The organism is Victivallis sp. (assembly GCF_048170485.1).
Lineage (GTDB): Bacteria > Verrucomicrobiota > Lentisphaeria > Victivallales > Victivallaceae > Victivallis.
In genome coordinates, this window is record NZ_DBEXAY010000168.1 from 1 (window position 1) to 25,990 (window position 25,990).

At 62.7% G+C, this 25,990-nt stretch carries 23 protein-coding genes; 12 read left to right on the forward strand and 11 right to left on the reverse strand.

What is annotated here, in order from left to right; all coding sequences use genetic code 11:
* Positions 1-985, forward strand: a 985-nt coding sequence (locus ACMLHG_RS08750; RefSeq protein WP_295809309.1) for an alcohol dehydrogenase catalytic domain-containing protein, incomplete at its 5' end; no start/stop codon positions are given.
* Between the two features lie 102 nt (positions 986-1,087).
* Here the strand turns inward: ACMLHG_RS08750 and ACMLHG_RS08755 are convergent.
* Complete coding sequence (locus ACMLHG_RS08755) at positions 1,088-2,659, reverse strand: alpha-amylase family glycosyl hydrolase (RefSeq protein WP_417170248.1); 1,572 nt, start codon at positions 2,657-2,659, stop codon at positions 1,088-1,090.
* A gap of 143 nt (positions 2,660-2,802) precedes the next feature.
* Here ACMLHG_RS08755 and ACMLHG_RS08760 point away from each other — a divergent pair, with 143 nt between their 5' ends.
* On the forward strand, positions 2,803-3,318 hold the full coding sequence (locus ACMLHG_RS08760; protein WP_295809362.1) for a phosphoribosyltransferase: 516 nt from the start codon (positions 2,803-2,805) through the stop codon (positions 3,316-3,318).
* A gap of 86 nt (positions 3,319-3,404) precedes the next feature.
* On the opposite strand, the gene ACMLHG_RS08765 is transcribed toward ACMLHG_RS08760, so the two are convergent.
* Positions 3,405-4,403, reverse strand: coding sequence for a diaminopimelate dehydrogenase (locus ACMLHG_RS08765; RefSeq protein ID WP_294435667.1), 999 nt, complete (start codon positions 4,401-4,403; stop codon positions 3,405-3,407).
* A 209-nt stretch (positions 4,404-4,612) separates the two neighbouring features.
* Between ACMLHG_RS08765 and ACMLHG_RS08770 the strand changes: the two genes are divergently transcribed.
* Genes ACMLHG_RS08770 through ACMLHG_RS08795 form a run of 6 tightly spaced genes read left to right on the forward strand, consistent with a single transcriptional unit; the run spans position 4,613 to position 11,973 of the window.
* The gene (locus ACMLHG_RS08770) at positions 4,613-6,289 is read left to right on the forward strand and encodes an AMP-binding protein (protein ID WP_417170249.1); all 1,677 of its coding nucleotides are present in this window, start codon (positions 4,613-4,615) and stop codon (positions 6,287-6,289) included.
* Between the two features lie 38 nt (positions 6,290-6,327).
* Positions 6,328-6,888, forward strand: coding sequence for a hypothetical protein (locus tag ACMLHG_RS08775; protein WP_294435669.1), 561 nt, complete (start codon positions 6,328-6,330; stop codon positions 6,886-6,888).
* A 6-nt stretch (positions 6,889-6,894) separates the two neighbouring features.
* Positions 6,895-8,886 carry a pilus assembly protein TadG-related protein gene (locus ACMLHG_RS08780; protein WP_417170250.1) on the forward strand — a complete coding sequence of 664 codons (1,992 nt, stop codon included), beginning with the start codon at positions 6,895-6,897 and terminating at the stop codon, positions 8,884-8,886.
* 20 nt (positions 8,887-8,906) lie between these two features.
* Positions 8,907-9,554 (forward strand): hypothetical protein, encoded by a 648-nt coding sequence (locus ACMLHG_RS08785; RefSeq protein ID WP_294435674.1) that lies wholly within the window; start codon positions 8,907-8,909, stop codon positions 9,552-9,554.
* On the forward strand, positions 9,551-10,684 hold the full coding sequence (locus ACMLHG_RS08790; RefSeq protein WP_295809293.1) for a glycerate kinase: 1,134 nt from the start codon (positions 9,551-9,553) through the stop codon (positions 10,682-10,684). The genes ACMLHG_RS08785 and ACMLHG_RS08790 overlap by 4 nt, the downstream gene beginning before the upstream one ends.
* Positions 10,681-11,973 (forward strand): CinA family nicotinamide mononucleotide deamidase-related protein, encoded by a 1,293-nt coding sequence (locus ACMLHG_RS08795; RefSeq protein WP_417170251.1) that lies wholly within the window; start codon positions 10,681-10,683, stop codon positions 11,971-11,973. The genes ACMLHG_RS08790 and ACMLHG_RS08795 overlap by 4 nt, the downstream gene beginning before the upstream one ends.
* Here the strand turns inward: ACMLHG_RS08795 and ACMLHG_RS08800 are convergent.
* Complete coding sequence (locus ACMLHG_RS08800; RefSeq protein WP_417170252.1) at positions 11,922-12,482, reverse strand: helix-turn-helix domain-containing protein; 561 nt, start codon at positions 12,480-12,482, stop codon at positions 11,922-11,924. The genes ACMLHG_RS08795 and ACMLHG_RS08800 overlap by 52 nt on opposite strands.
* A gap of 28 nt (positions 12,483-12,510) precedes the next feature.
* Between ACMLHG_RS08800 and ACMLHG_RS08805 the strand changes: the two genes are divergently transcribed.
* Positions 12,511-12,978 carry a hypothetical protein gene (locus tag ACMLHG_RS08805; protein ID WP_417170253.1) on the forward strand — a complete coding sequence of 156 codons (468 nt, stop codon included), beginning with the start codon at positions 12,511-12,513 and terminating at the stop codon, positions 12,976-12,978.
* Here the strand turns inward: ACMLHG_RS08805 and ACMLHG_RS08810 are convergent.
* The 3 genes from ACMLHG_RS08810 to upp all read right to left on the reverse strand — a co-directional run bounded on the left by ACMLHG_RS08810 (position 12,935) and on the right by upp (position 16,005).
* Positions 12,935-14,212, reverse strand: a complete 1,278-nt coding sequence (locus tag ACMLHG_RS08810) for an aminotransferase class I/II-fold pyridoxal phosphate-dependent enzyme (RefSeq protein WP_294435680.1) — start codon at positions 14,210-14,212, stop codon at positions 12,935-12,937. The genes ACMLHG_RS08805 and ACMLHG_RS08810 overlap by 44 nt on opposite strands.
* A gap of 172 nt (positions 14,213-14,384) precedes the next feature.
* Positions 14,385-15,290, reverse strand: a complete 906-nt coding sequence (nadA, locus tag ACMLHG_RS08815) for a quinolinate synthase NadA (RefSeq protein WP_417170254.1) — start codon at positions 15,288-15,290, stop codon at positions 14,385-14,387.
* A gap of 94 nt (positions 15,291-15,384) precedes the next feature.
* Entirely contained in the window at positions 15,385-16,005 is a 621-nt protein-coding gene (upp, locus tag ACMLHG_RS08820) for a uracil phosphoribosyltransferase (protein ID WP_417170255.1), read from the reverse strand.
* A 204-nt stretch (positions 16,006-16,209) separates the two neighbouring features.
* On the opposite strand from upp, the gene ACMLHG_RS08825 reads away from it, so the two are divergent.
* The 3 genes from ACMLHG_RS08825 to ACMLHG_RS08835 all read left to right on the forward strand — a co-directional run bounded on the left by ACMLHG_RS08825 (position 16,210) and on the right by ACMLHG_RS08835 (position 20,598).
* Positions 16,210-17,085: a helix-turn-helix domain-containing protein gene (locus ACMLHG_RS08825; RefSeq protein WP_417170256.1), complete on the forward strand. Its 876-nt coding sequence runs from the start codon at positions 16,210-16,212 to the stop codon at positions 17,083-17,085.
* Between the two features lie 146 nt (positions 17,086-17,231).
* Entirely contained in the window at positions 17,232-18,770 is a 1,539-nt protein-coding gene (locus tag ACMLHG_RS08830) for an ADP-ribosylglycohydrolase family protein (protein WP_417170257.1), read from the forward strand.
* A gap of 94 nt (positions 18,771-18,864) precedes the next feature.
* Positions 18,865-20,598, forward strand: a complete 1,734-nt coding sequence (locus ACMLHG_RS08835; protein WP_417170258.1) for a beta-L-arabinofuranosidase domain-containing protein — start codon at positions 18,865-18,867, stop codon at positions 20,596-20,598.
* A 15-nt stretch (positions 20,599-20,613) separates the two neighbouring features.
* Here the strand turns inward: ACMLHG_RS08835 and ACMLHG_RS08840 are convergent, their stop codons facing one another.
* The 5 genes from ACMLHG_RS08840 to pyrH are packed head-to-tail and all read right to left on the reverse strand — an operon-like array spanning position 20,614 to position 25,760.
* The gene (locus ACMLHG_RS08840) at positions 20,614-21,603 is read right to left on the reverse strand and encodes a Gfo/Idh/MocA family protein (RefSeq protein ID WP_417170259.1); all 990 of its coding nucleotides are present in this window, start codon (positions 21,601-21,603) and stop codon (positions 20,614-20,616) included.
* Complete coding sequence (locus tag ACMLHG_RS08845; RefSeq protein WP_417170260.1) at positions 21,600-22,901, reverse strand: acetylxylan esterase; 1,302 nt, start codon at positions 22,899-22,901, stop codon at positions 21,600-21,602. The genes ACMLHG_RS08840 and ACMLHG_RS08845 overlap by 4 nt, the downstream gene beginning before the upstream one ends.
* 36 nt (positions 22,902-22,937) lie before the next feature.
* Entirely contained in the window at positions 22,938-24,146 is a 1,209-nt protein-coding gene (locus tag ACMLHG_RS08850) for an ABC transporter substrate-binding protein (protein WP_417170261.1), read from the reverse strand.
* Positions 24,147-24,187: 41 nt separating this feature from the next.
* On the reverse strand, positions 24,188-25,006 hold the full coding sequence (gene lpxA, locus ACMLHG_RS08855; protein ID WP_294435695.1) for an acyl-ACP--UDP-N-acetylglucosamine O-acyltransferase: 819 nt from the start codon (positions 25,004-25,006) through the stop codon (positions 24,188-24,190).
* A 34-nt stretch (positions 25,007-25,040) separates the two neighbouring features.
* Positions 25,041-25,760 (reverse strand): UMP kinase, encoded by a 720-nt coding sequence (gene pyrH, locus ACMLHG_RS08860; protein ID WP_417170262.1) that lies wholly within the window; start codon positions 25,758-25,760, stop codon positions 25,041-25,043.
* Positions 25,761-25,990: the final 230 nt, after the last annotated feature.

Here is a 25,990-nt window from a genome sequence, read left to right on the forward strand (position 1 = left end):
TATGAAACAGATTGTCATGGCCGGACCCCGTAAAAGCAAAATCATCGATGTTCCGATTCCGGAGATCACCGATGACCAGCTGCTGGTAAAAGTCACCTATACCGGGATGTGTCATTCGGAGTGGTATCCGTGGTCGACCGCAAAACCGGGCGAGGTCTTCGGGCATGAAACGGTCGGCGTCGTGGCAAAGTGCGGGAGAAACGTCACGGAGTTCAAAGAGGGCGATCGCGTCACCGGCCTCGGCGGCGGCGGCTACCGCGAATATATCGTCATGGAACCGGATAAAACCTGTCACGTGCCGGATAACCTCAAGGATGAGGACGCCATCGTCGAACCGCTCGCCTGCCTGCTCTCCGCCGCCATGAAAATGCCGTGGACCACGCTCGGCGACCCGATCGCGGTCGTGGGCACCGGCTACATGGGTCTCGGCATGATCTCGCTCTTCAAGGCGATGGGATACGGCGACATCGTCGCAATCGACAAGCGGCCGGAAGCACGCGAAAATGCGAAGAAAATGGGGGCGACTGAGGTCCTCGCTCCGGAGGAGATTCCGGCGGAGTACCGGCTTGACTGGAAGGCGATCGGCACGCCGGATCTGACACGGGACGGGCATAAGACCGATATTTTCGGCATCGGCTTCCCGCACGTGATGGAGTTCACCGGCACCGAAGACGGTCTGCAGCTGGCCGGCGAGCTGGTCTGTGCGCACGGTCGTCTCGGCATCGGAGGGTACCACAACGACGGGCTCCGCACAATCGACTACAAGCTGTGGAACTTCAAGGCGATTGACACCATCAACTGCCATGAGCGCCGGATCATGTACGAGGCGGGCCTCTGCCGGCGCTGCCTGATGCTGCTCTCGCGGGGCATCTGGAAGTTCACCGGGGTGACGACCCATTTCTACTCGATGGAGGAGTTCGACAAGGCCAACGAGGATATGGAGCTGCACCGCGGTAACTTCATCAAAGGCGTCGTCCGCTGCTGAAGACGCTTCCCGTGCACCGGCGGGGGCGGTCATCTCCTCCCGGAAAAACCGCCCCCGCAAAAAAACGCCCGGCATGAAAACCGGGCGTTTTTTCCGGGGAGGTTAGCGATTGCTCCAGACCGCGCAGGAACAGGGCGGCATCCGCAGAAGCGCGGCACCAGGTGCGGCCTCCAGAACCGCACCGCCGCAGTCGATTACCTGCTGGAAACGGTCGGCTCCGGGGAGCGCAAACTCCACAGAGTTTTCCTTCTCCTCCGGGTTGACCGCAACCACCCAGCGCTCGTCCCCGAGGAAACGCTCGTAAACAAGCGGACTCTTCCCCTTGCTGCAATAGAGGCAGCGGAATCCGCCCCGGGAGCGGAGCGCCGGATTCGCCCGTCGCAGAGCGATCAGCTTGCGGGTGAAGGCGAGCAGCGATTCCGGGTCCTTCTCCTGCGTCTCCACGTCGGGGCGGCCCGGGTCCGGATCAAGCGGCAGGTAGAACTTCTCCGGTTCGGCAGTCGAGAATCCCGCCTTCTCGCCCGGCGCCCACTGCATCGGCGTGCGGCACTCCGAACGGCTGTAGGAGCCCTCTTTGTTGCCGAGTCCGGCCACGTTCGCCATGCCGATTTCGTCGCCGTAGTAGACGAACGGCACACCCGGCAACAGCATCAGAAAGGTGTGGGTCAGACGGAGGTCGGCCAGCGACCGCTTCCCGCGGATGCGGCTCATGTCGTGGTTCGCAGTCGGAACCGCCACAAAGCCGCGGTCGCCGATGTGCGCGAGATTGCCGGTGAGCTCCTCGATGAAGCGCGAGGCGTCCCCCTTGCCGTTGCGGTTGAAGAAGCAGTTCTCCTTGAGGAAGAGATCGCGGAATCCCTCCTGCCCGAAGTGAATCATGAAGTCGATGTGGAATCCGGCGTCGATCGCCTTCGGCGGGCACGACCACTCGGAAATCAGCACCGCCTCGGGATAGTTCTCGTCGAGCCAGCTGCGGTAGTAGTGCCAGATCTCCCGGATTCCTTCGCCGTCCGGGTCGCCCTTCACCAGGCTGGGCGCCATATCGACGCGGAAGCCGTCACAGCCGAGATCGAGCCAGAATTTCATGATGTTCTTCGTCTCCTCCCACACCCGGCGGACCGCAGGGTCGTCGGAGGATTTCTGCCACGGCATGGTCGGATCCGGCTTCTTGAATCCGTAGTTCAGCGCCGGCTGGCAGGCGAAAAAGTTGATCATGAAGTAACCGTTCCGCGGCTCCATTCCGGAGATGAACCGGTAGTCGCCGGTCTTCTCGCCCCAGCCGTCGGTCCAGACGAAGTAGTCGTCGTACGGCGTCTTCTCCGCCGAGGCGGAGGCCTTGAACCACGGGTGTTCGATTGAAGTGTGTCCCGCCACCAGGTCGAGAATCACCCGGATTCCCCGGGCGTGCGCCTCCTCGCAGAGGCGTTTCATGTCGTCGTTGGTGCCGTAGCGGGGGGCAATCCGGTAGAAGTCCGCCACGTCGTACCCCGCATCCATGAAGGGGGAGACGAAGCAGGGATTGAGCCAGAGCGCGTTCACGTTCAGCGATTTGATATAGTCCAGACGGTCGATGATTCCGGGCAGGTCCCCGATTCCGTCGCCGTTGGTGTCCTGAAAGGACTGCGGATAGATTTCGTAAAAGACAGCGTCGTCAAGCCACGCAGGCGTACCCATAATTTTTCCTCCCTCTTGCATTTGTTTTTCGGGTGCTGTTTTTAATTTAACGGTCCCGGAACAATATTCAATTTGCAATTACCGGGAATTTGCACTATATTTCCGGGAAAAATCTACAATTAGGAGGAATACTCCCTGTGTCTATGGAAATTCTCTGCTCCGCCGAGGAGATCGCCCGGCAGATCGCCCGTCTCGGCCGGGAAATCACCGAATTCTACCGCAACAAACCGCTGACCCTCGTCTCGCTGATGAACGGCGCCCTCCCCTTCGCCGCCGACCTCATGCGCGCCATCGATCTGCCGCTCTACGTCGATACGGTCAGCGTCTCCAGCTATCACGACCGCAAGAGCAGCGGCGAACTGAATTTCCGCTCCTCTCTGAAACTCCCGCCGGAAGGGCGTCACATCCTGCTGGCGGACGAGGTGCTCGACACCGGCTGTACGCTCGCCTGTGTCGCGGAATATTTCCGCCGTCGCGGCGCCGCCTCCGTGCGCACCGCGGTCATGGTGGAAAAGATCCGCCCCCGGCCGGACGGCGTTGCGCATGCTGACTGGACCGGTGTGGTTCTGCCCGACCGCTACCTCGTCGGCTACGGGCTGGACGCCGATGAACTCTACCGGAATCTTCCCAGCATCGCCGCCCTCGTTCAGGAAAAATAGAACCACATGGCAAAAAAATCCGCCGCCCCGGCTCATTCCCGGGAATCGGCGGAATTTTTTTGTCCTTTCCGGACGTGCGGCGGAAATTACATCCAGTGCTTGAGCAGCTCCTCGCGCGACAGCGTGGTGAAGTAGCTCGCCGGAATGTCGAGGATGGTGAACGCCCCCTTGCGCCCTTCGCGGGCGAGGCGGACCACCGCCCGGGCATGCGCCACAAGCACGTTGGCGGTCGCTTCCGGATTGCTCCCCCACTGACAGCGGTACTCGGCCAGAGCGGCATTGCCGTTGCCGGTCTTGCCGGCGGCAATCGCCAGTCCATCGTGCGGGAACCCCTTGTACTTTTCATCCAGCTCCTGCTGGCTGATGAAGTTCACCGTCGTCTTATAGGGGGCGAAGTAACCGGGCATTTCCAGAATGGCGCGGGTGATCGCCTCTTTGTCAGCCCCCTCCTCGACGACGACGAAACATTCACGCGTATGCATGTCGCCGGGCTGGAAATCGGGATTTTCCCCACGGCGCACCCGTTCGATCGCCTCGGGGATCGCATGGGTGAACTGCCGGGCGTCCTTGACCCCCGGAATCGTCCGCAGCGCGTCGGAGTGACCCATGCTCAGTCCGCCCTTCGGCCCGAGACCGTAGAATCCATAGGCGCGCGCGCCGGGGATGAAGGCGCCGCCGAGCACCCGCTCCAGCGAGAAAATTCCCGGATCCCAGCCGGTCGAAATGACCGACACATGCCCGGCCGCCTTCGCCGCGGCGTCCATCTCAGCGAAATATTCCGGAATCCGGCTGTGATTGTCGAAGCTGTCCACGGTGTTGACCAGCTTCGCCATCATCGGCCCCTGCTTGGGCAGATCGTTCTTGGAACCGCCGCAGAGGATCGCCACATCGGGGCGGAACGCGGCCAGCCACGCTTCGCTGTCGGCGATCGGCATCACCGGGATATCGGCAAGCTCCTTTTTCACCCGTTCGGGCGAACGGCTCACGACGCCGACCAGTTCCATATCCGGATTGTTGCGAATCGAAGCGAGCACTCCGCGACCGACATTGCCGAACCCGGCAATCACTACTCGAATTTTCTCCATCGTACACCACACTTTCCTGTAGTTTTGAATATTTCTTTAATGTAGCGGAGAAAGCTGTTTTTTCAATCGAATTTCGAAAATAAAATTCTCCGGGAGGAATCCCGGTTGCGTTTCAGCCGTTTCCGGTGTATAGTATTGCAACAAGAATAAAAGGCCGGCCCGGAGCTGTTCCCGCCGGCAGAAACAACCATGGACGTGATATCGAGAAAATGAAACGATCCACCGAAAAAGAGGTTTGTCCGCAGGAGATCCCCCCCCACTTCCCGGTCAAAGCGCCGGAATACTACAACTTCGGCTACGACGTCGTCGACGAATGGGCCAGACGCGACCGCAATAAGCTCGCGATGATCTGGGCCAACCAGAAGGGGGAGGAGAAGCGGTTCACCTTCCACGATATGAGCAAGCTCTCCAACCAGGCGGCCAATCTGCTGATCAAGCTCGGCATCACCGCCGGAGACCGCGTCTTCATCATGCTGCCCCGGCTGCCGGAGTGGTGGATCTTCTCGCTGGCGCTGATCAAGCTCGGCGCGGTGCAGTGCCCCTCCCCGACGCTGCTGACCAGCCAGGACATTCAGCATCGAATCCGCTACGGCAGATTCAAAATGGTCATCACCGACTCGGAAAACGCTCACAAGTTCGACGAGATCTACGACGACTGCCCCTCGCTGGCCATCCGGCTGCTGGTGGATGGCAAACGCCCCAACTGGATCAGCTACCGGGCTGAAATCGCCGGTCCGAACAGCACGCTTTCGCGCCACGCGGTCAAGAGTCCGGTCAAAATCCGGACCCGTTCCAGCGCGCCGATGCTGCTGATCTTCACCAGCGGTACGAGCAAGTATCCCAAGATGGTGATGCACAACTACGCCTATCCGCTCGGTCACCAGATCACCGCGGAACTCTGGCACAACCTCAAGCCGAACGACCTGCACATGACCGTCTCGGATACCGGCTGGGGCAAGAATTTGTGGGGCAACTACTTCGGCCAGTGGATCATCGGGACCTGCCTCTTCATCTACGACATCCGCGGCAAGTTCCACGCCGACGAACTTCTGCCGCTGATTGAGAAGTACGAGCTCACCAGCTTCTGTGCGCCGCCGACCGTCTACCGGATGATGACGCTCAACGACATCGGCCGCTACGACTTCACCGAGTTGCGCGAATGCACCACCGCGGGCGAACCCATGCAGACCGAAACCATCCGTCTGTGGAAGGAGAGCACCGGGCTCACCATCCGCGAAGCCTACGGCCAGACCGAAACCGTCTGCATGATCGGCACCTTCCGCTGGGTGAAGCCGAAACCGGGTTCGATGGGCGTCCCCGCCCCCGGCTGGAAGGTGGAGATCCACGACGAAGAGGGCAAGCCGGTCAAGCAGGGCGAAGACGGCCGGATCGCGGTCAAAATCTCCGACGGCGACCGTCCGGTGGGGCTCTTCGACAAGTACCTTTACAACGAGCCGGAAAACAAGGCCTGTTTCATCGGCGATTACTACTACACCGGCGACCGCGCCTATCAGGATGAGGACGGCTATTTCTGGTTCGTCGGCCGCACCGACGACATCATCAAGAGTTCCGGCTACCGCATCGGCCCGTCCGAGGTGGAAGACGCCATCTCGCATCATCCTTCGGTGCTGGAAGTTGCGGTAGTGGGCGCGCCCGACCCGCTGCGCGGCGCACGGGTCAAGGCCTACATCGTGCTGCGCCCGGAATTCGAGGCGACCGAATCGCTTGTGCGCGAGATTCAGAACTTCGTCAAGAAAGAGACGGCGCCGTACAAGTATCCGCGTGAGATCGAATTCGTCCGCCAGATGCCGAAGACCTTCTCCGGCAAGATCAAGCGCGACGTCCTCCGGCACCACGCCGAAACCGGGGAAGGTTGGGAACACTGAATTCCGGCCGTCCCTTCCACAGCGGGAGAATGGAGCCGATGCGGCACTCCAGAGGGAAAAAACAGCGCATCCGGCGCCAGCGCGGCGCATCGCTTCTGGAGGCGATGATTGCGCTGTGCATCCTCTTCCTGCTCTTCTTCGGCCTGCTCCAGATTTTTCACTGGAGCGTGGCCGAACTGTTCTGTGAATATGCCGCCCACTACTCCGCCAAAGGGCTGGCGCTCGGCTACCGCCCGGAGCTGGCCTGGCGTTCCGGACGGGTGGCGGCCATCGGCATCTCCGGCCCGCTGGAGGGCGGCGACGCCATCGGCGGCGAAGAGCGGGAGCTGGCGGAGCGCTACATGACCCGCGGCGACGAAAGCGGCATCCGCTACCGTTACTGGCTTCCGCGGGCGAATTCGGAAATACCGGAGTTGCGGTTGCGCGGCCGCAGCGATCTTCTGCAGAATGACATCGGCGTGATCTCCTCCACGGTGGAACTTCACAATGCGCCGCTGCTTCACCCCAATCTGGCGACTCCGCTGGGCATCGCCGAGCCCCCCTCCCCTTCCGCCACGGTCCGCACCCGCGACTATTCGCGGCTCTATCTGGAGGAGTGACGCATCATGGCTTCAAGATCCTCCCGCGGCGGCACCGGCGAAAACGGTCAGGTACTGGTGGTCGGCATTCTCATGCTTCTGATTCTGCTGATCGCGCTGTTCTTTCTCTTCGACCTGCACAACGTCATGCGGGCGAAGTTCAAAACCGAAACCGCCCAGCAGGCGGCGGCGCTGGCCGGGGCAGACTGGCAGCGTGCCTCGCTCAACCTGATCGGCGAAATCAACCTCATCAAAGCGGTGGAAACCCTGCTGGAAACGGACAACCGCTGGGAGGAGTTTTCGCCGCTCGCCCCTGCGGCGGGCGACCGGTATACGCTGGAGAACGCACAGCGGCTCAACGCCCGGCTCGCCCTGCTTACCGAAATGCAGGCGCGGATCAGCTTCATCGGGCCGCTGATCGGATTTGCCGCGGCACAGCAGGCCGCAAAGGCGAACGGACTTAATCCGGTCACCAGCCTCGACTTCTACCGGGAGCTTCTGCTCACCGACCGGAGATACTTCCCGGAACAGGGAGGCGCGCCGGAGTACATTCACGGTTACCGCTGGCGGCTGCCCTACCTTGCGTTGATCAGCGCGATCGACAGCAACGGCGTCGCGGTCTACCCCAACGCGCGCCTGACCGGGACGCCGCAGGTTTCGCCCGCTGCCATCGGGGAAGAAGATCTTTACGAAGAGATCCTCCGGCACGCCGGAGAGATCGCCGACGGCGATCCCCCGGTGCAGAGCCACTGGTTCGGCGCCATCTATCACTTCGTCAAATGGAGCGACGAACAGTTCCGCGGCAAGTGGTGGGATATCGACTACTCGTTTGCCGACTTCCCCGGGGAGAGTGAAATATTCACTCTGGGGCTCCAGTACGATTCGGTGACGGAGAGCCCCTGGTACGCCGGATACGGCTATGCGGAGAATTCCGCAACGCTGGAAAAACTTCTGCCCGACGAAACCATCCGTTCCGACGAGAGCCGCCGCGCCTGGGAGGCTGTCGGCGTGCAGTTCAACTGGTGCCGCTACGCCGACGACTGGTATCCGGACTACTTCCGGGCGCGAAACAGCAGTTACGACGAGGACCATTTCGACTACTGGTTCGGCGGAACCGCCCTGCGCCGTCCCATCCGGCCGCAGTATGTCTACGAAGGCCCCGCCGCCTATGCGGAGGGGAGCGTCGACGTCGGCCTCACGGCGCAGTACAGCATTGGCGGCAGTTCGTCGAAGTCCGCCGATTTCGACGCAAGATTTCAGGAGCGGAAACGGGATGCCGTCCACATCGGCAGCCGTCGCACCAGCCGTTCCGCCGCTGCCGGGTTCTCCGGCTACCGCGCCGGAGCAATCGCCAAGGCGCTGGGGGAACTGCCGGACGAAACGCCGCCGATCGCGATTCCGCTGGTGCTGCCGGTCTTCACCGACGTTTCGATCATGCCGACCTACATGCCGCTGCCGGAAAACTTCAACGTGCTGCAGGGCGCAAACTCGCCGCTCATGCGCTTTTTAAGCTGGCTGGCGGACAAAAGCTCCCTGTGGGACAACAGCTCCCCGCCGGCCTCGACGGAAGCGTACCTCAAACTGCTTCAACATCTCGCCGACGGGAAAAACTTCCGCTTCTACGGCTGGAACCAGAACTTCGACCAGGCGGCATTCGACGAACGCTGGCGGGATCACCTCACCCGCTATCTGCGGGAGCGCGAAACGCTCGTCTACAGCCAGGAGACTCCCGACGGCCCGGGCTGGCTGCAGGAACCCAAGCTCTGCGGCGGCAGTGAGACAAATTTTGCACCGCGCGAGGAGCGGGTGACCGACTACCGCAACGGCGGAACCGCCCTGCGCATCTATCCCGGCGGCAGCGGCGGGTACTATGTGGTGGATTCGCGCGGCCACATCATTACCAACGACGAAAGCGATCCGACCGTCCGCGGGGAATCGGTCGGCGGAGGAGGAGGCGGCGGAGGCGGCTGGTCCTCCGGACCCGGTTCCGACACGATGCCCGGGCCGCCCCGGCTGTAGGAAGAAAGAGAGGGAATACCATGAAAATCCATCGCAGACGGGAGTCCGGCCAGGCGACGATTGAACTTGCGGTCATGCTGACCGCGGTGACCGCCGTGCTGCTCGGCATCGTGATGCTCGCCGGCGTCATGGTCGCCGACAACCGGCAGCTTCTGGAGGCAAAGCTCTCCGCGGAACTCCGCGCCGGAGATGCGGACACGCCCGCGTGGCGTTCGGAAAATGAACTCGGTTTCTGGAGCTACGGCAGCTATTCGGTAAACGGCAGGCATTACGCCACCATCCCCTTCTCCTCCGGCGACCGGCTCGGGCAGGTGAATGCGACCGTTCTCGACGCAGTTCCCGGGCAGTTCTCCACCCCAGCCTATTCCCGGCAGGAGAACTACAGCTACCGCTGGAAATCGCCGGCTTCGTTTCACCCGTCGCTCAACAGCGACTTCTCCACCGATCCCGGGAATGCGCTGGAATCCGCCGATCTGGTGGCGGGGAGCGGCACGGAGCTCGACCCGGTCTCCGGCTTCGACCGCGGCCGGCGCGACAACGCCTCCAACGCACTGCGCGCGGCGTTCTCCGTCTGGTTCGGCAGCCGGATTTCACACGATTTTCTCTCGGGGAAACCCTCCAATCAAGTCTATATGCCGCGAACTACAATCCGGAGCAACTCCTTATGAAATTCGTCATCGCCCCCGACTCCTTCAAAAACTGTCTGCGCTCGCCGGAGGTCTGTTTCCGGCTGGCTGCGGGAATCCGCTCTTCCGCTCCGACCGCGGAACTGGTGCTCCTGCCGCTGGCGGACGGCGGCGAAGGCACCACCGAGGCGGCCGCCGAAGCGGCCTCGGGCGAACTCCACACCGCCGCGGTCACCGGCCCCTTCGGCGAACCGGTCAAAGCGCCCTTCGCCCTTCTGCCGGATGGTTCCGCCGTGTTCGAAATGGCCTCCGCGTCCGGCCTGGAGCTTACCGGCGGCAGGCTAGACCCGATGCGGGCCACCACCCGCGGCACGGGGGAGCTCTTCCGTCACCTGCTCGATCTCGGAGTGCGCGACTTCGTCATCGGCATCGGCGGCTCCGCCACCGTCGACGGCGGCGCGGGAATGCTTCAGGCGCTGGGCGTGAAACTTTTCGACCGTACCGGCACGCTCCTGCCGCCCGGTGCAGGCGGCGGCACCCTGCCGGAGGTGGCGCAGGTGGATGGTTCCGGGCTCGATCCACGGCTTGCGAAGAGCCGCATCCGCATCGCCTCCGACGTCAACAATCCGCTCTGCGGAGCCCGGGGAGCCGCTCCGGTGTTCGGGCCGCAGAAGGGCGCCTCTCCGGAAGAGGTGAAACAGCTCGACGCGGCACTCGCGCACTGGGCGGCGCTCTGGCATGACGACGGCACTGCGCCGGGCGACGGCGCCGCGGGCGGACTCGGCTTCGCCCTCCGGAAAGTACTCGGCGGCAAAATGGAGTCCGGCGCGGAGCTGATGCTAGAACTGGTCGAATTCGACCGCAAGGCCGCCGGGGCGGACTTCATCCTGACCGGAGAAGGCCGCAGTGACGATCAGAGCCTCGCCGGAAAACTTCCGGGCGCCGTCGCCCGCCATGCCCGGAAACTCGGCATTCCGGCCATTCTCGTCTCCGGAGCGCTCGGCCCCGGCTCGGAAGAGCTGGAGAAGGAGTTCGCGGCCTGCTTCAGCATCGCCGCCGGCCCCGGCCCGCTCCCGGAAGCACTTGGTGCCGCGCCCCGCAACCTCACCCGGATCGGCCGGGCGATCGGCGCATTGACTATGAACAGAACTACGGAGAACATTCATCCATGAGCATCGCCATTCTATCCACCGGAACTGAACTTCTGAAAGGAACCATTCTCAACACCAACGCGGGATTTCTCTGCCGCCGTCTCGCCGCCGCCGGACTTCGTCCGGTGCTGGAACTGACGGCCGGAGATCATCCGGCGGAAATCACCGCCGCGCTGGGCGACGCGCTCCGCGCCGCCGACACCGTCCTCATCACCGGCGGTCTCGGGCCGACCCGCGACGACCTCACCCTCGATGCGGTGAGCCGTTTCTTCGGGCTGGAGCTGGAAATCGATCCCCTGCTGGCTGAGAAGGTGGAGCAGTTCTGGAGCCGCCGTCACGAAGGGCGGCGCGCCCCGAAAACCGTCCTCCGGCAGGCGCGGGTGCCGCATGGCGCGACCATTCTGCCGAACGCGAACGGTTCCGCGTCCGGCATCCGCATCGACACCGAATACGGCGGGCGGATGCGGCGGATTTTTCTGCTGCCCGGCCCTCCCGCCGAACTCGAGCCGATGGCGGAAGAGTCGGTCATTCCGGCCGTCGCCGCGTATGAAGCGGGGGCCGGCCACGAATATACGCAGGGATTTCTGGCCGCCGGATGCGGCGAATACTCCGTTCAGCTCCGGCTGGAGAAACTGCTCCGCGACCGGCCGGTGGAACTTGCCTACTGCGCCCGGCCGGAGGGAACCCGGGTTTTCGTTTCCGGTTCGGCTCCGGCGGAGGTCGAGGCGGCGGTGGTGGAGGCACGAACTGAACTCGGCGACGCCGCGCTCCCGGCCGGTTCTCTCGACCTGGTGACGGCGATCGCCACCCTGCTCGAGGAACGGCGACTCACACTGGTCACCGCGGAGTCCTGCACCGGCGGCAGAATCGCCGGCATGCTCACCGACCATGCCGGAATCTCCTCGGTCTTCAAAGGCGGCGCGGTGGTCTACAGCAATGAACTCAAACACACCCTGCTCGGCGTTCCGGAAGAGCTGCTCGCCCGCTTCGGCGCAGTCAGTGCGGAGTGTGCCGAAGCGATGGTATGCGGCGCGACGGAACGCCTGGCAGCCGACTGCGCCGTCGCAGTGACCGGCATTGCCGGGCCGGGCGGCGGCACGCCCGAAAAACCGGTCGGACTGGTCTACATCGCGGCCAAGGTCGGGGAAGAGCTCCGGGTCGGGGAGTTCCACTTTTCCGGGGACCGGCGGCGGGTTCGTGAAAGCACGGCCGCGCGGGCGCTGCTGCTGCTGTTCGGCCTCCTGAGCGGCAAGGAAGGTCAAACCTTTCTCCCGCCACCGCAGAAATCCCTGCGGCCGGAAGAGCGGTAATCGAGCGGCGCCAGACCGGTTTCCCGGCGGAAGGCGCGGGAGAAATAGGCCGGATCTGCAAATCCGGCGCTCTCCGCGACCTCCGCCACCGGCATATCGGTGTTGTGAAGCAGTTCAGCCGCGTAGCGAATCCGCAACCGGGTGAGGTACTTCATCGGCGTGGTTCCGATCATGCCGGAGAAGTGATGAAGCAGGGAATTTTCCGACATCGCGGCCATCCGGGCCAGCTCCTCCAGGCGGATCTGCCGCTGAAAGTTCCCGTTCAGATAGCGGACAACGCGGTCGACCCCTCCCCGGGCCGGCGGCGCCTCCTCCGGTTTGCCCCCGCAGAGGTCCGCCAGCAGACTCAAGATCACCATGAGATAGCCCATCATCCGGCAGCGCCGCCCGGGTGCGTCCCCCTGCTCGATGCGGATGATCTCCTTCAGACAGCCGCGGACCTGCCGGAACACGCCGGGCGGCAACGTCAGGCGCGGATATCCCCCCCAGCCGTTCGAAGGTCTCCACATCGGTCATGAAAAGGCGCCGGTATCCCGGGTGGGTGTAGAGATCGAGGAGCTGCAGCGGCAGCCGGTGCGGCGCGAAAAGCAGATTGATGAGCCGGCACTTCGCCGCCTCCTCATAGCCGTGGAGTCCCCCTTCGGGAATCACCAGGACATCTCCCCGGCGCACCCGCTCCAGCCCGAACGGCGTGCGGTGCCCCACCTCGCCGCCGGTGAGAAAGGCCACCTCGACAAACCGGTGCCCGTGCAGAGCGGTGTCCCCCTGCTCCTCGACGAAACTCCACAGCGGAAACTCTTCGCCGCTGAACCGGGCGATGTCGTGGATCGTCGGATTCAACGGAATCCGCATGGCCCCCTCCCCTCACTCTTATTCTTTTCTGCCACAAAAAAACGCCCGGGCACGGATACGACACCATCCCCGGACGAATTCGACGTCATCATCAGCCGTTTAAAGAAACTTATTTCTTCTCCTTCAACAGCTTGTCGACACCGGCACGCTTGACGCACACGCAGAGCAGCTCCATGGCGGTCCGCAGTTCATCAAGCGTCGGATAGGTCGGAGCAATCCGGATGTTGCGGTCGCGCGGATCCTTCTTGTAGGGGAAGGTCACCCCCGCACCGGTGAGCTTCACCCCCGCCTCCTTCGCCATTTCCACCGTCGCCTTCGCACAGCCGTCGAGCGTGTCGAGCGCGACGAAATAGCCGCCTTTCGGCTTCGTCCAGGAGGCGAGTCCGGTTCCGCCGAGCTCCCGCTCAAGCGTCTCGAGCACGATATCGAATTTCGGCTTCAGCTCTCCGGCCAGCAGCCGCATATGCGCCTTCACTCCTTCGGCGTCCTTCAGGTAGCGGACGGTGCGGAGCTGATTGAGCTTGTCATGCCCGATGGTCTGCACCGACATATGCTTGCGGACCTCTTTCAGATTGGCGGGGGAGCTCGCCATCATGGAGATTCCCGCCCCCGGGAAGGTGATCTTCGAGGTCGAGAAGAAGTAGAAGACACGGTCCGGATTCCCGGCCGCTTCGCAGGCGGCGAAGATATCCTTGATCTTCTCTTCGGCATAGATGTGGTGGACTCCGTAGGCGTTGTCCCAGAAGATGCGGAAGTCCGGCGCGGCGGTCTTCATCCGGGCGAGCCGGTCCACCGTCTCATCACTGTAGCAGATCCCCTGCGGGTTGGAGTAGAGCGGCACGCACCAGATGCCCTTGATCGCCTCATCCCCGGCGACCAGCTTTTCCACCATGTCCATATCCGGACCGGTTTCCGTCATCGGGATGACGATCATTTCGATCCCGAGATCCTCGCAGATGGAGAAGTGGCGGTCGTACCCGGGGCTCGGGCAGAGGAACTTCACGACCGGCAGCTTGCGCCACGGCTCATGGCCGCCGGTGCCGAAGACGTAGAGCCGCATCATCGTGTCGTACATCAGGTTCAAACTGGAATTTCCGCCGATGATGATCTTGTCCACATCGATGCCGAGCAGCTCGGAGAAGAGGTGACGCGCCTCGGGAATTCCATCCAGACCGCCGTAGTTGCGGGCGTCGACGCCGTCGCTGGTCACGTAGTTGTCAAGTTTGTCGAGAATCCCATTCGTCAGGTTGAGCTGAGTTCCGGAAGGCTTGCCGCGCGACATGTCAAGTTTCAGATTCTGCGCCACGTACCCGGCATACTGCCGGTCCAACTCCGCCTTGAGTTCGAGAAGTTCCGCTTCCGAACATCTGGTAATATCACGACTCATAATAACTCCTGTTGCTGCGACACCCTCCGGATTCCCGCAATGCGGGCGGTCTCCATCCGCTCCGCCGAACCCCTTTCTACATCCGGGCCCCGGAGGCATCAAAATATTTAATATATCGCCGCCCCGGATATTTTTCAATCGGGGAAGAGCATTCAGAACTTTTTTTCCCGAACTATTTTACATCGAGCATCCGCCGGATCGGGCGGACCGCCGCCTCGGCCAGCGCCGGATCCAGCTCGATTTTCTCGGTCATGTCGCGGAGCGAAACGTAGAGATCATTCAGCGTGACCTTCTTCATATCGCAGCAGACCATCGCCGGCTCCAGCGGCAGAAACTCCTTGCCCGGATTCTCCTTGCGCAGACGGTGGAGGATCCCCTGCTCCGTGCCGATGATGAACCGCTTTCCGGAAGATTCCCGGCAGAAGCGGAGGATTCCGGCGGTGCTCAGCGCTTCGTCCGCGGCATCCACCACCTCGACCCGGCATTCGGGGTGAACCAGCACCGGAGCACCCGGCGCGGCGGCCCGCGCACGTTGGATCATTTCGACCGTCACCTGATCGTGAATCGGGCAGCATCCCGGCCAGAGCTCCATCTTGCGGCCGAGCTTTTTCATCATGTTTCCGCCGAGGTTGCGGTCCGGCAGGAACACGATCGGGCGATCCTGCGGAATCGAACGGATGATCTTCTCCGCATTGCCCGACGTGCAGCAGATATCCACCAGCGCCTTGACCCGGGCGGTGCTGTTCACGTAGGCGACGAAGACCGCGTCGGGATTCTTCCGGCGGCAGGCGGCCACCTCGTCGGGATCGGCCATATCGGCCATCGGGCAGCCGGCGTCGGATTTCGGCAGCAGCACCGTCGACTGCGGCGAGAGCAGCTTCGCCGTCTCCGCCATGAACCGGACGCCGCAGAAGACGATCACCTCCGCATGGACCGATTCGGCCTTGATGCTGAGCTCCAGAGAATCCCCCGTGAAATCGGCGAGATCCTGAATCTCGGGAGCAACGTAATTGTGCGCGAGAATCACCGCGTGACGCTCGCGCTTCAACTCCAGAATGCGCTTGCTGATATCATCCATTTTCTTTTCTCCTGTCCTCTGTTTCAAACGTTGTCCCCCGCCGTCATCCCCATAATATAACACCGGAACCGGGAAATGGAAAGTCAGCCCCCGGTCAGAGGGTGCCGAAGATGCGGTCCCCGGCATCGCCGAGACCGGGCAGGATGTATTTGTGCTCGTTGAGACCGGCGTCGAGCGAGCCGGTATAGACCTTGACATCCGGATGCAGCTGCTCCATCCGGTCGCGCCCCTCGGGAGCGGCGAGGATGGTGATCACCACGATGCGCGAGAATCCGTTCCGCTTGAGCACGTCGACGGTCGCGGCAAGCGAACCGCCGGTGGCCAGCATCGGGTCGACCACCACCGCCAGCGAATCCGGCCCCGCGGCGGGCAGTTTGCAGTAGTACTCCTTCGGCTCGGCGGTGACGTGGTCGCGCTCCAGCCCGACGAATCCGACCGTCGCGTCAGGGACCAGTTTGAGAATGCCGTCGAGCATGCCGATGCCCGCCCGGAGAATCGGCACGATCGCCACATCGTTCCGGATACGGCAGCCGGTGGTTTCACACAGCGGCGTCTTCACCGGAATCTCCTCCGTCTCCAGATTCTTCAGCGCCTCATAGGCGATGAAGCAGGTGATCTCCCCGACATATTCGCGAAAATGTTTCGAATCGGTTGCTTCATCCCGCAACAGGGAGAGTTTCGCCCTGACGCAGGGATGGTCCACTACAAAAAACATCGTATCTTCCTCCCTTCCGGATCGGTCGCACCGCGCTTTCCGGATTGCGGATGCGCCGCCGGGCAGGCTAATGTACCACCGCATCGCACGTTTTTCAATCCGCTCCGGCGGAAGGGAGGAAAAAGGAGCGGGATTTTCCTCGCCCCCGGTTGCTTTTCCTCCCGCTTCGCGCTATACTATATCCGGCGAAAAGGCGGAGAGGCCATGAAAACATTTCACCTGAAAGATTTCAAATCCGGCAAACTGCCGATCGCGCTCAATATTCAGCGCTGGAAAAAGGACAACGTTTCCAACGAGCATCTCCACGACTGCGTCGAGGTGGTCTACGTGCTCTCCGGCAACGGCGTCAACTTCATCAACAACATGACCTACCCGACCATCGCCGGGGATCTCTATGTGATTGCGCGCGGGGCGACGCACACCTTCTACTCGAATACGGAGCTGGTCTTCTACAACCTGATGTTTCACCTCGCGCTGTTCAGCGCGAAAGAGCAGGAGTATTTCCGGGAACACCCCGGGTTTCAGGAGCTTTTCGAATCCCGGGAGCGCAATGTGCGGTGCAAACTCTCCCTTCCCCCGCCCGCGGCGGAGCGGCTCCGCACTCTCTTCGACCGCCTCCGGGAGGAGCTCACCGGAACCGCCCCCGGCGCACAGCTGGGGGCAAAAGCATACCTGACACTGCTCATCAATGAGATCTGCCGCTGCCGGGAAGCGCTCCGCAAAGCACCGTCCAGCCTCACCCGCGGCGACAATCCGTTCAACTCCCTGAGCCGCATCATCGAATACATCAACAGCAGTTACCTCCGGCCGTTCGATCTGGAGCAGGCGGCAGCCGCCGCCGGGCTCAGTTCCTCCTACGTCGGGGAGTTCTTCCGGGCGCGGACCGGGGTGCCGCTGGTGCGCTACCTCAGCGTCCTGCGGGTGGAGAAGGCTCAGCAGCTGCTCCGGGAGCGGCCGGAGTGGAGCATCACGGAAATCGCCTCCCGCTGCGGGTTCGAAGACTCCAGTTACTTCACCCGGGTCTTCCGGAAAATCACCGGCAGAACACCTCGCGATTATCGGAAATTTATCGGAAAATAAACCGGCCGTCACCGAAGAATTTTCCACGAAAAATCCTGTTTTTTCCCTTTTCGGTTATAGTTTGCCGCCGGAAAGCAATGTATATTCCTCATCAGACCGCCGGAACAGGCGGTTTCAGAACCGGCAAACAACAGGAGGGAGATCAGATGTTCGGCGAAAAGGTTCCATCGAATGAATTCATCAACCGCGGCGAATACCGGGACAAGGTGCTCGGCTGCTGGACCGGCAAGAACATCGGCGGCACGCTCGGCGCCCCCATGGAGGGACGCCGCGAAATCTTCGACGTCAATTTCTACGTTCAGGATCTCAAAGGCAAGCCCGCCCCCAACGACGACCTCGACCTTCAGCTCATCTGGCTGCTCGCGGTCGAAGAGAACGGCATCTATCAGGTCAACGAACGGGTCCTCGGCGAATACTGGCTCAACCACATCACCGGCCCCTGGAATGAATACGGCATCGGCAAGGTGAACATGGCCAACGGGCTCGTTCCCCCGCTTTCGGGCGCCTGCAACAACGACCAGTGGAAGAACAGCAACGGCGCCTGGATCCGCTCCGAAATCTGGGCCTGCCTCTTCCCCGGCGCCCCCGACGACGCGCTGGAGTTCGCCTGGTGCGACGCCTGCGTCGACCATGCCGGTGACGGCATCTATGCGGAACTCTTCACCACCGCGATGGAATCCGCCGCCTTCGTCGAAAGCGACATCCGCAAACTGATCGACATCGCCCTGGCGAAGATTCCCGCCGACTGCCGCGTCGCCCGCAGCGTCGGCATCGCCATCCGGGAGTATGAAGCCGGGCACGACTTCAAAACCGCCCGCAACGCGGTCGTCGAAGACAGCGCCGATCTCGGCTGGTTCCAGGCGCCCGCCAACGTCGCCTTTGCGGTCATCGGGCTGCTCTACGGCGAAGGGGATTTCGGCCGCAGTCTCTGCTATGCGGTCAACTGCGGCGACGACACCGACTGCACCGGAGCGACGGTCGGGGCCGTCCTCGGCATCGTCAAGGGCCGTTCCGGCATCCCGGCCGAATGGATCGAGCCGATCGGCGAAACCATCCGCACGGTGGCGATCGATCCCTTCCACGCGGAAGCTCCGACCGACCTCGACGAGCTGACCGAACGGGTGCTCCGCTGTACCGAGGAGACCCAGATGGCCAATCCCACTCTGCCGCGCCTGACCGACGGGCCGACTGCGATTTCGGAAAAACTCCGCGCCTCTTTGCTCTCGGGCGAACAGGTCGAACGGCGGCTCTGGAAAAAGTCCTCCTTCGCCTTCCGCACCGATTGCCCGTTCGGCAAGGTCGAAGTGGAATACCTCGACGGCGTGGAGGCAACTCCCGGCGAAACGAAACGGCTCCGTCTCGCGCTCCGCAATCCGCACCTGGAAAACAAAATCTGCTACTTCGACTGGAACCTTCCCGAAGGGTGGAGCGTCAAGCAGGGCGAACAGCAGGTTCTCGGAATCCGTTACGGGGCCGTTTCGAGCATCGAAGTGGAACTGACGGTCGGGGAATTCGACAGCGCCTACGTCTATCTGCCGCTGGCGGTCCGGATTTCCGGCCGGAACTATCCGACGTTCATCACCGTACCGTTCCAGTACCGCGACAGCGTCAGGGCCACGCTGGAAAAACCGGACTCCCTCTACTGGGACAACCATGACCGGATGCTCGCCCGTCGCGCCCGGTAATTTCCAACTCGCCTTTTTTATCCGCCGACTCCGCAAAACACGGAGCCGGCGGAGAAGTTTTTTTACAACAGTTCAATTTTGAGGAAAGTACCCGATGTCTCCCGTCAAAGATCAGCTCCAAATTCTTCCGCCCGGCGGCGTTTCGCTCCGCGGGCGCCTCGGCAAAGCTCTGGAAAAGAGCATCAGCCACCGTTTGAAAAAGGTGGATTACGATCACCTTGTCGCACCGTTCCGCGACAGGAATGAACGGGATGGCCGCTGGAGATGCGAATTCTGGGGGAAAATCGTCCGCTCGGCAATCCGCTCCTGGCACGCCGTGCCGGACCCCGAACTGGAGCAGTTGATCCGTAAGACGGTTCACGACCTCTGCACCACGCAGACGCCCGACGGCTGCATCAGCTCCTACCCCGCCGAACTCCAGACCAAGGACTGGGACATCTGGGGCAGAAAATACGCCCTGCTCGGCCTCTGCCGCTACTACCGGGAGATCGAACGCTCCGAAGAGGTCCGCCACGCCGTCGCCCGCTGTCTTGACCACCTGATGACCCAGGTCGGTCCGGAGGCGCAGCGCATCGTCGATTGCGGCCACCACACCGGACTGGCCGCCTCCTCGCTCCTCGGCGCGGTGGTTGCCGCCGCCCGGGTCACCGGCGAAAAACGGTTTCTCGACTACGCCAAATGGATCGCCGCCCAGGGCGGCTCCACCGAAGGAGACATCTTTACGCTCGCCCGACGCGGAACAGCGCCCGCCGAACTCGGCAACGGCAAGGCGTATGAGATGACCTCCTGCTTCGAAGGGCTGCTCGAACTCTACCGCGAAACCGGCGATCCGGAACAGCTCGACGCGGTGATGAAATACTTCCGTGCCGTGCGCGACCGGGAGCTCTTCATCACCGGCGCCGGCGGCCTCAAGGACATGTGGGGCGAATTCTGGTACGAAGGACGCCGCAACCAGACCCGGAGCGACGCAGGTTCCCTCGGGGAGACCTGCGTCACCACCACCTGCATCCGCTTCTTCGGGCAGATTCTCCGCCTGACCGGCGAGCTCAGCGCCGCCGATGAAATGGAACGCGCCCTCTACAACGGCATCCTCGGCGCGATGGTGCCGGACGGCAGCTGGTGGCTCCACGCCAACCCCACTCCGCTGGCCGGAAGCAGCTTCAAGAAGCGGGCCGGCGATCAGATTCCGGGCTACGGCGAGGACTGCTGTGTCGCGCAGGGGCCGGAGGCATTGGCGACCGCGGCCTGCTACGCGGTCATGCATACCGAAGAGGGGCCGGCGGTGCTCTTCTATGAACCGTGCGAAGCAAAAATTCCGCTCGCGGACGGCAGTGAAGCGGCTCTTTCGATCACGGGGAACTATCCGGACGGCGCCACCGCGGCGATCACGGTTTCACTCCCGGCGCCCAGGCGGTTCCGTCTGAAACTGCGCGTGCCCGCCTGGAGCACCCGCACCCGGATCCGCGTTGCCGGAGAAGAGATTCCCGCCCGCCCCGGCACCTTCGCCGAAATCGACCGTCTCTGGACGACGGGAGACCGGGTGGAGCTGGAGTTCGACCTCCGGTTCCGCGCCGTCCCGGCCCCGGATGGCGGAGCGCTTCTCGCGGCGATGCGCGGCCCGGTTCTCTTTGCCCGGGATTCCCGTCTCGGCGAGCTGGACACCCCGGTTTCTCCGGAAGAGATTGAAAACGCGCAGGAAACTCCGGCCGAACCGGAGTTCGCCCGGCTCTGCCGCCTCCCCGACGGCAGCAAACTGTGCGATTACGCCTCCGCCGGCAACCGGTTCACGCCGGAGAACACTCTGCGTGTCTGGCTGCCGAAGCGTTGAAGTGCAAGGAGAATTTCACTTTCCGAAGTGAAAGAGTTCGCCGGTATCGGCCGACTCGCGCGCCGCAAGGCAGGCGCGGGTGAGCAGAAAGGTCTGCGGAGCATCCACCAGGGCCGGACGCTCGCCCGCGACATCGAGCACAAAGTCGGAAAACAGACTGCGCTTCGGCGGGGGGACCGGGATCTCCCGCTCTCCCTGCGCATCGATCAGCATGATCCTGCCGCCGGCGACTTCGAGCACGCCGTCGGTCCCGGCAATCCGCACCCGGTCGTCTCCATGCGTCGGAGCCGCCGCCGGGCGGAGGTAATCGATGCTCGCCTGTGCGATGATACCGTTGCTCATGCGGAAGAGGCACTGCGCGGCAACCTCGAGATCCCCATAGCCGAAGTTGTCGCTTCGCTCTTCGCAGGCCCAGACGGTGTCAAATCCGCTGTTGCCGAAATAGATCATCCAGTCCATCGCGTGGCTGCCCACCCAGGGAATGGTTCCGCCGTATGTGGCGCGATTCCGGTAGAAATCGGGACGGACCCCGAACCGGTAGGATTTGCGCGTGCCGATGAGTTTGACCTTGCCCACCGCCCCGGCCTCCACCAGTTCATGCGCATGCTGAAAGGCCGGTTCGTAGCGGAGCCCGACCATCGAAACGATTTTCGCCGATGCCGCCGCGTGCGCCTTTTCTATTTCGTCGAGCGAAGCGAAGTCCAGCGCGATCGGCTTCTCGCAGAAAACATTGATGTTGCGCCGGAGCGCTTCAATGCACATCTCCGCGTGCCGGTCGAAAGGACCGTCAACCGAAACCAGGTCGGGCTTCTCCCGATCGAGCATCTCGCGGTAGTCGTCGTAAACCTTCGGGGTGAATCCACACCGGGCGGCCCCGTCCAGCAACCGCTGCGGCGAATCCTCGCACCCGGAACTGACGGCGGCAAGCTCCACAAAAGGAACCTCTTTCAACGATTCGAAGACGTAGTGGCAGTGGCCGCGCGAACCAATCATGCAGAGCTTCATTTCGAGACCTCCGCATTGCGCATCTTCCGGATGTGTTCCGTCTCGAATTTGTTGCTCGCCTGATAGCAGGCGCGGGGAACCGTGTGATCGCTTGCAACGTTGTTGACAATCCGTTTCCGCGGCGACGGTATCGAATTGAACGCGGCGTAAACACTGCTCGGCGTGCAGGAGAGATCGACAAATCCGGTGCTGAGGAAACACTCCGCATTTTTAATCCGCTTTGCGAAGTTGACCGCATCGACATAGTCGGAGGCCGCAATCGCCTCCGGTGTACGCCCCTCTTTTCTCCAGTGGAAACGGGGCCAGCCGCTCTCGCGCCCGATGGTGATTCCGCCGTGGTCGCAGAGCGCGGGCACATGGGCGACGCAACAGGTCACATCAGGATCAAGTCCGGCGGCGACCAGCGCCTGCCCTCCCCCCTGACTGGTGCCGGTGGCGATCAGAATCCGGCCGTCCCACTCCGGGCGGCTCTTGAGAAACTGCAGCGCCCGGTAGAGCCGCCGGAACATGCCGCGGAAATAACTCTGCTCCCGGCTGGTGCAGCCGTCATAGCGGTAGTTGCGCAGCTCCCCTTTGAGCAGGTTCTGATAGAACTCCTTCGGCTGACCGTTTTCGATGCCGTGCGCGTTGATGTCGACGGCAATCCGGCCGCTGAGCGCGGCTCCGAGCGGCATGTTCGAACCACCGACACCGGCGCCGTGAAAGAAGATCTGGCCGGGCAGAGATTTCGGTTTGGCGCCGACCGGGAGCGCAAGGTACCCCCGCACCGGGCGGCCGCCGGGACAGGCGACCGAAAAGTCGTAGACCTTCACCCGGCCTTCCAGACCGGGGCGGTTCGGGGGAACTTCCCGGAGTTCCGCCTCGACCGGCAGTGCGTCCAGCTCCGCCTTCTGCTGATTCCAGAATGCATCGAAATCAGCGGGGGTCGGGCGGGCGGGAGTGATGTTCTGCGGCTCGACCCCGGCTCCGCCGGAACCGGAAATCTTTTTCCCGTCGATGACAGCCTCCGCCCGGCAGCGCATGAATCCGGGCCGGTCGAGCTTGCGGACCAGCACGGCTTTCCCGGCGGCATCGGTGACGAGCGTCCCCCTGCCCCGGACCGCGTCGTCGCCGAAGAACTCCCAGTTCACCTTCTGCGAGGCGAGCGGACGGCCGTCATCAGTCAGCGAGATCTGAAAGGATATCGGCTCCCCTTTGCGGTAGAGCGCGTCGGCCCGGTCGGCGGCGACGTGAAGAACCGGAGCCGCGTTCAACGACACGGCGGCGGCGGCACAGACGAGAAAAAGAGATTTCCACATGTTGAGAATACTCCCAGTTTTTGGTGACACACCGGTTCAGTTGACGAACTGGTCGAGTTTGGAAAGCAGAAACGATTTGCTGGTTCTTCCGGTGGGTTCGGGATTGTTGCGCCCGGCCGGCCGGATCGTATTGATATAGACCGTGCGGTCCAGTTTCCCCTCCGGCAGGATGGTGATCAATCCCGCCGCCATCGGCTGGTTGCGGACCGCCAGCAGATTGGTGGTGAACTCCTCCAGCGTGCGGGTCCCGCTCAGGCCGATCGCCAGAAGCTTCACCGCATCGTACCCCTGGGCCTCGCAACTGCCGGGATACCGGTAGAAGGTGCGGCGGAAGGAGTCCCGGAACAGCCGGTTTTCCGGAGAATCGGATTCCGGCGAGTAAAAGGCGATGTAGGCGCAGTCTCCGGGCTGGGCGCCGCAGGTGCGCAGGAAACGGTTTTCATCCCAGGAGTCGCCGCCGAACAGCAGCCCCTGATAGCCCATCTCCCGAAGCTGACGGACCAGCAACGCGGCCTCCGAGGTCTCGAAGGGAATCAGAATTCCCTGCGGAGCGGCGGCGAGAACATCGCGCAGAACCGCCTCAAGACCGGGATCGTCCGTCTGAATTTCCGCGGCGCGGACCACCGTGCCGCCCAGTGCGGTGAAGGAACGCACCGCTTCGCGGCCGATTTCGCGGGAGTATCCCCCCCGCGGCCCCGCATCGGTCAGCACGGCAATCCGCAGCAGTTTCCGCCAGTACCAGGCGTACCCGGCAAGCGCCTTCGCCTCCTCACGGCCGGTAAATGTATTGCGGAAAAGGAATGGATTGCCCGCGAAGATTTCACTCGACGTAGCCAGCGGCACCAGCGTCGGCAGAGAATGTCTCCGCGCCTCCGGAGCAATCGCCAGCACCTCGTCGGAACTGTAACCGGCAATGAGGCCGACGATCCCCGCGTCATTCAGGTCACGGACCAGTTCCGCCGCGCGCTCCGGTTCGCTCCGGCTGTCGCGGACCAGCAGTTCAACCTTGCGGCCGTTGATTCCGCGGCCGTTGTTCAGCTCCTCGACCGCGAGCTGCACCCCATCGAGCATCCGTTCGCCGTAAAAGCGGTTGCCGCCGGAAAGCGGAGCGATCACGCCGATCTTCACCGGCCCAGGCGCGGCAGGATCGTTGCGCAGCGCAGTCCCGATGTTCAGCTCCGCGCAGCCGGCCAGAATCCCCGCCAGAAGCGGGAGAATGGCAAATCGAAAGAAACGTTTTTTCATACTGCACCCCCTTTGGCTGCCGTTTTCCACAACCGAATCCGTCACTCTTCCGGGCCGTCCAGGTGGGTTCCGAGTGCAATGAGCTCCGGATCGCCCGGCATGATGCCCCGGTCGGAATGGCGGATGAAATCCACGAAATGCTCCACATCCGGCGTCACCGGCCCGGCCTCGATCGCCGCGAGCGCGTTCGCCGTATTCAGTCCGCGGAAGAACACCTCCTTGATCGCCTTGCGGATCGCCAGCCGGCGGGGGCCGTCGAAGCCGTTCCGCCGCAGGCCGATCGCGTTCGGGCCGCAGATGCAACTGTTCTCCGCCAGCATGCAGTAGGGCGGCACATCCTGCCGGACAATCGTCCGCGCGCCCAGCATCGCGATGCTGCCGATCCGGCAGAACTGGTGAATCAGAATGTATCCGGAAAGCACCGCGCCGTCCTCGATGATCACGTGTCCGGAAATTGCCGTATGATTGGCCACCGTCACCCGGCTGCCGATCCGCGCGTCGTGTCCGACGTGGACGAACGCCATCAGCAGCGTTTTGTCGCCGACCGAAGTGACGCCGCCCTCAAACGGCGAGCGGTGAATCGTCACATACTCGCGCAACACCGTATCCGCCCCGATCACCGTCGTCGCCGGAGTTCCCGGCCGGAAGCGGTGATCCTGCGGCTCCTCGCCGACCAGCGCCCCGAGATAGACCCGGCAGCGCGGCCCGAGTGTCGTCTGCGACGCGATTTTCACATGGGAATCGATCCAGCAGTCGTCTCCGATGACGGCGTTGCCTTCGATGACCGAATAGGGGCCGATGTGGACATCGCGGCCGATGGTCGCCTCCGGACTCACCACCGCGGTTGGATGTATGCTCATGATCTTCTCTTCTCCTTGTCGCCGCACCGTCCGTTCAGCTCACGATCGTGCCGTAAGCGGTGTCGCCCGCCAGCACCGCCTCGAAACTCTCCGGATCGGAGAAGTTGAAGACGATGATCGGCAGATCGTTGTCGCGGCACATCGAAAAGGCGGTCGAATCCATCACCTTGAGCTGGCGGGAAAGCGCCTCGTCGAAACTCAGCGTCGCAAAGCGCCGGGCGGAAGGATCCTTCATCGGGTCCGCCGTGTAGACGCCGTCCACCTTGGTCGCCTTGAGCACCGCGTCGCAATCGGTCTCCAGCGCGCGCAGCACCGCGGTGGTGTCGGTGGTGAAGAAGGGGCTGCCGGTACCGCCGGCGAAGATCACCAGCTGCCCGGCCTCCAGCGCGCGAATCGCCTTCACCCGGTCATAGCGCGGCGCGATCGGCTCCATGCCGATCGAACTCTGCACGATCGCCGGAACTCCGGCGGCCGTAAAGAAATCCCGCAGACAGAGCGCGTTCATCACGGTGGCGAGCATGCCCATATACTCGGCGTTGACCCGGTCCATACCGCCGGAGCGCCCCATGACGCCGCGCCAGATGTTCCCGGCGCCGACCACCAGCGCCACTTCGACATCCTGGTCGATGATCCGTTTGACCCGGGAGACCACTTCGCGCACCGCCTCCGCGTCATACCCGTGATCCTGAGTTCCCTTGAGCGCTTCGCCGCTGATCTTCAGCAGCACCCGGTTGAAACGAAATTCTCTGGACATAATTTGCTCCCTGATCGGTTAAGAAATTCAGCTGGTACGGCAGAAATATAACCCGGATTTGCGATTTCGGCAAGAGAAACTCTCCGGATATGCTGTATTTATTGAAAAAAACGTGTATATTATCCGGAAACATTTTTCACAACCATGGTTTGTCCGGAGGAAACTCTCATGATTGAAAATGACTGCAAACTTAAAGTCGGTGTCATCGGCGTCGGCGCCCTCGGCCGCCA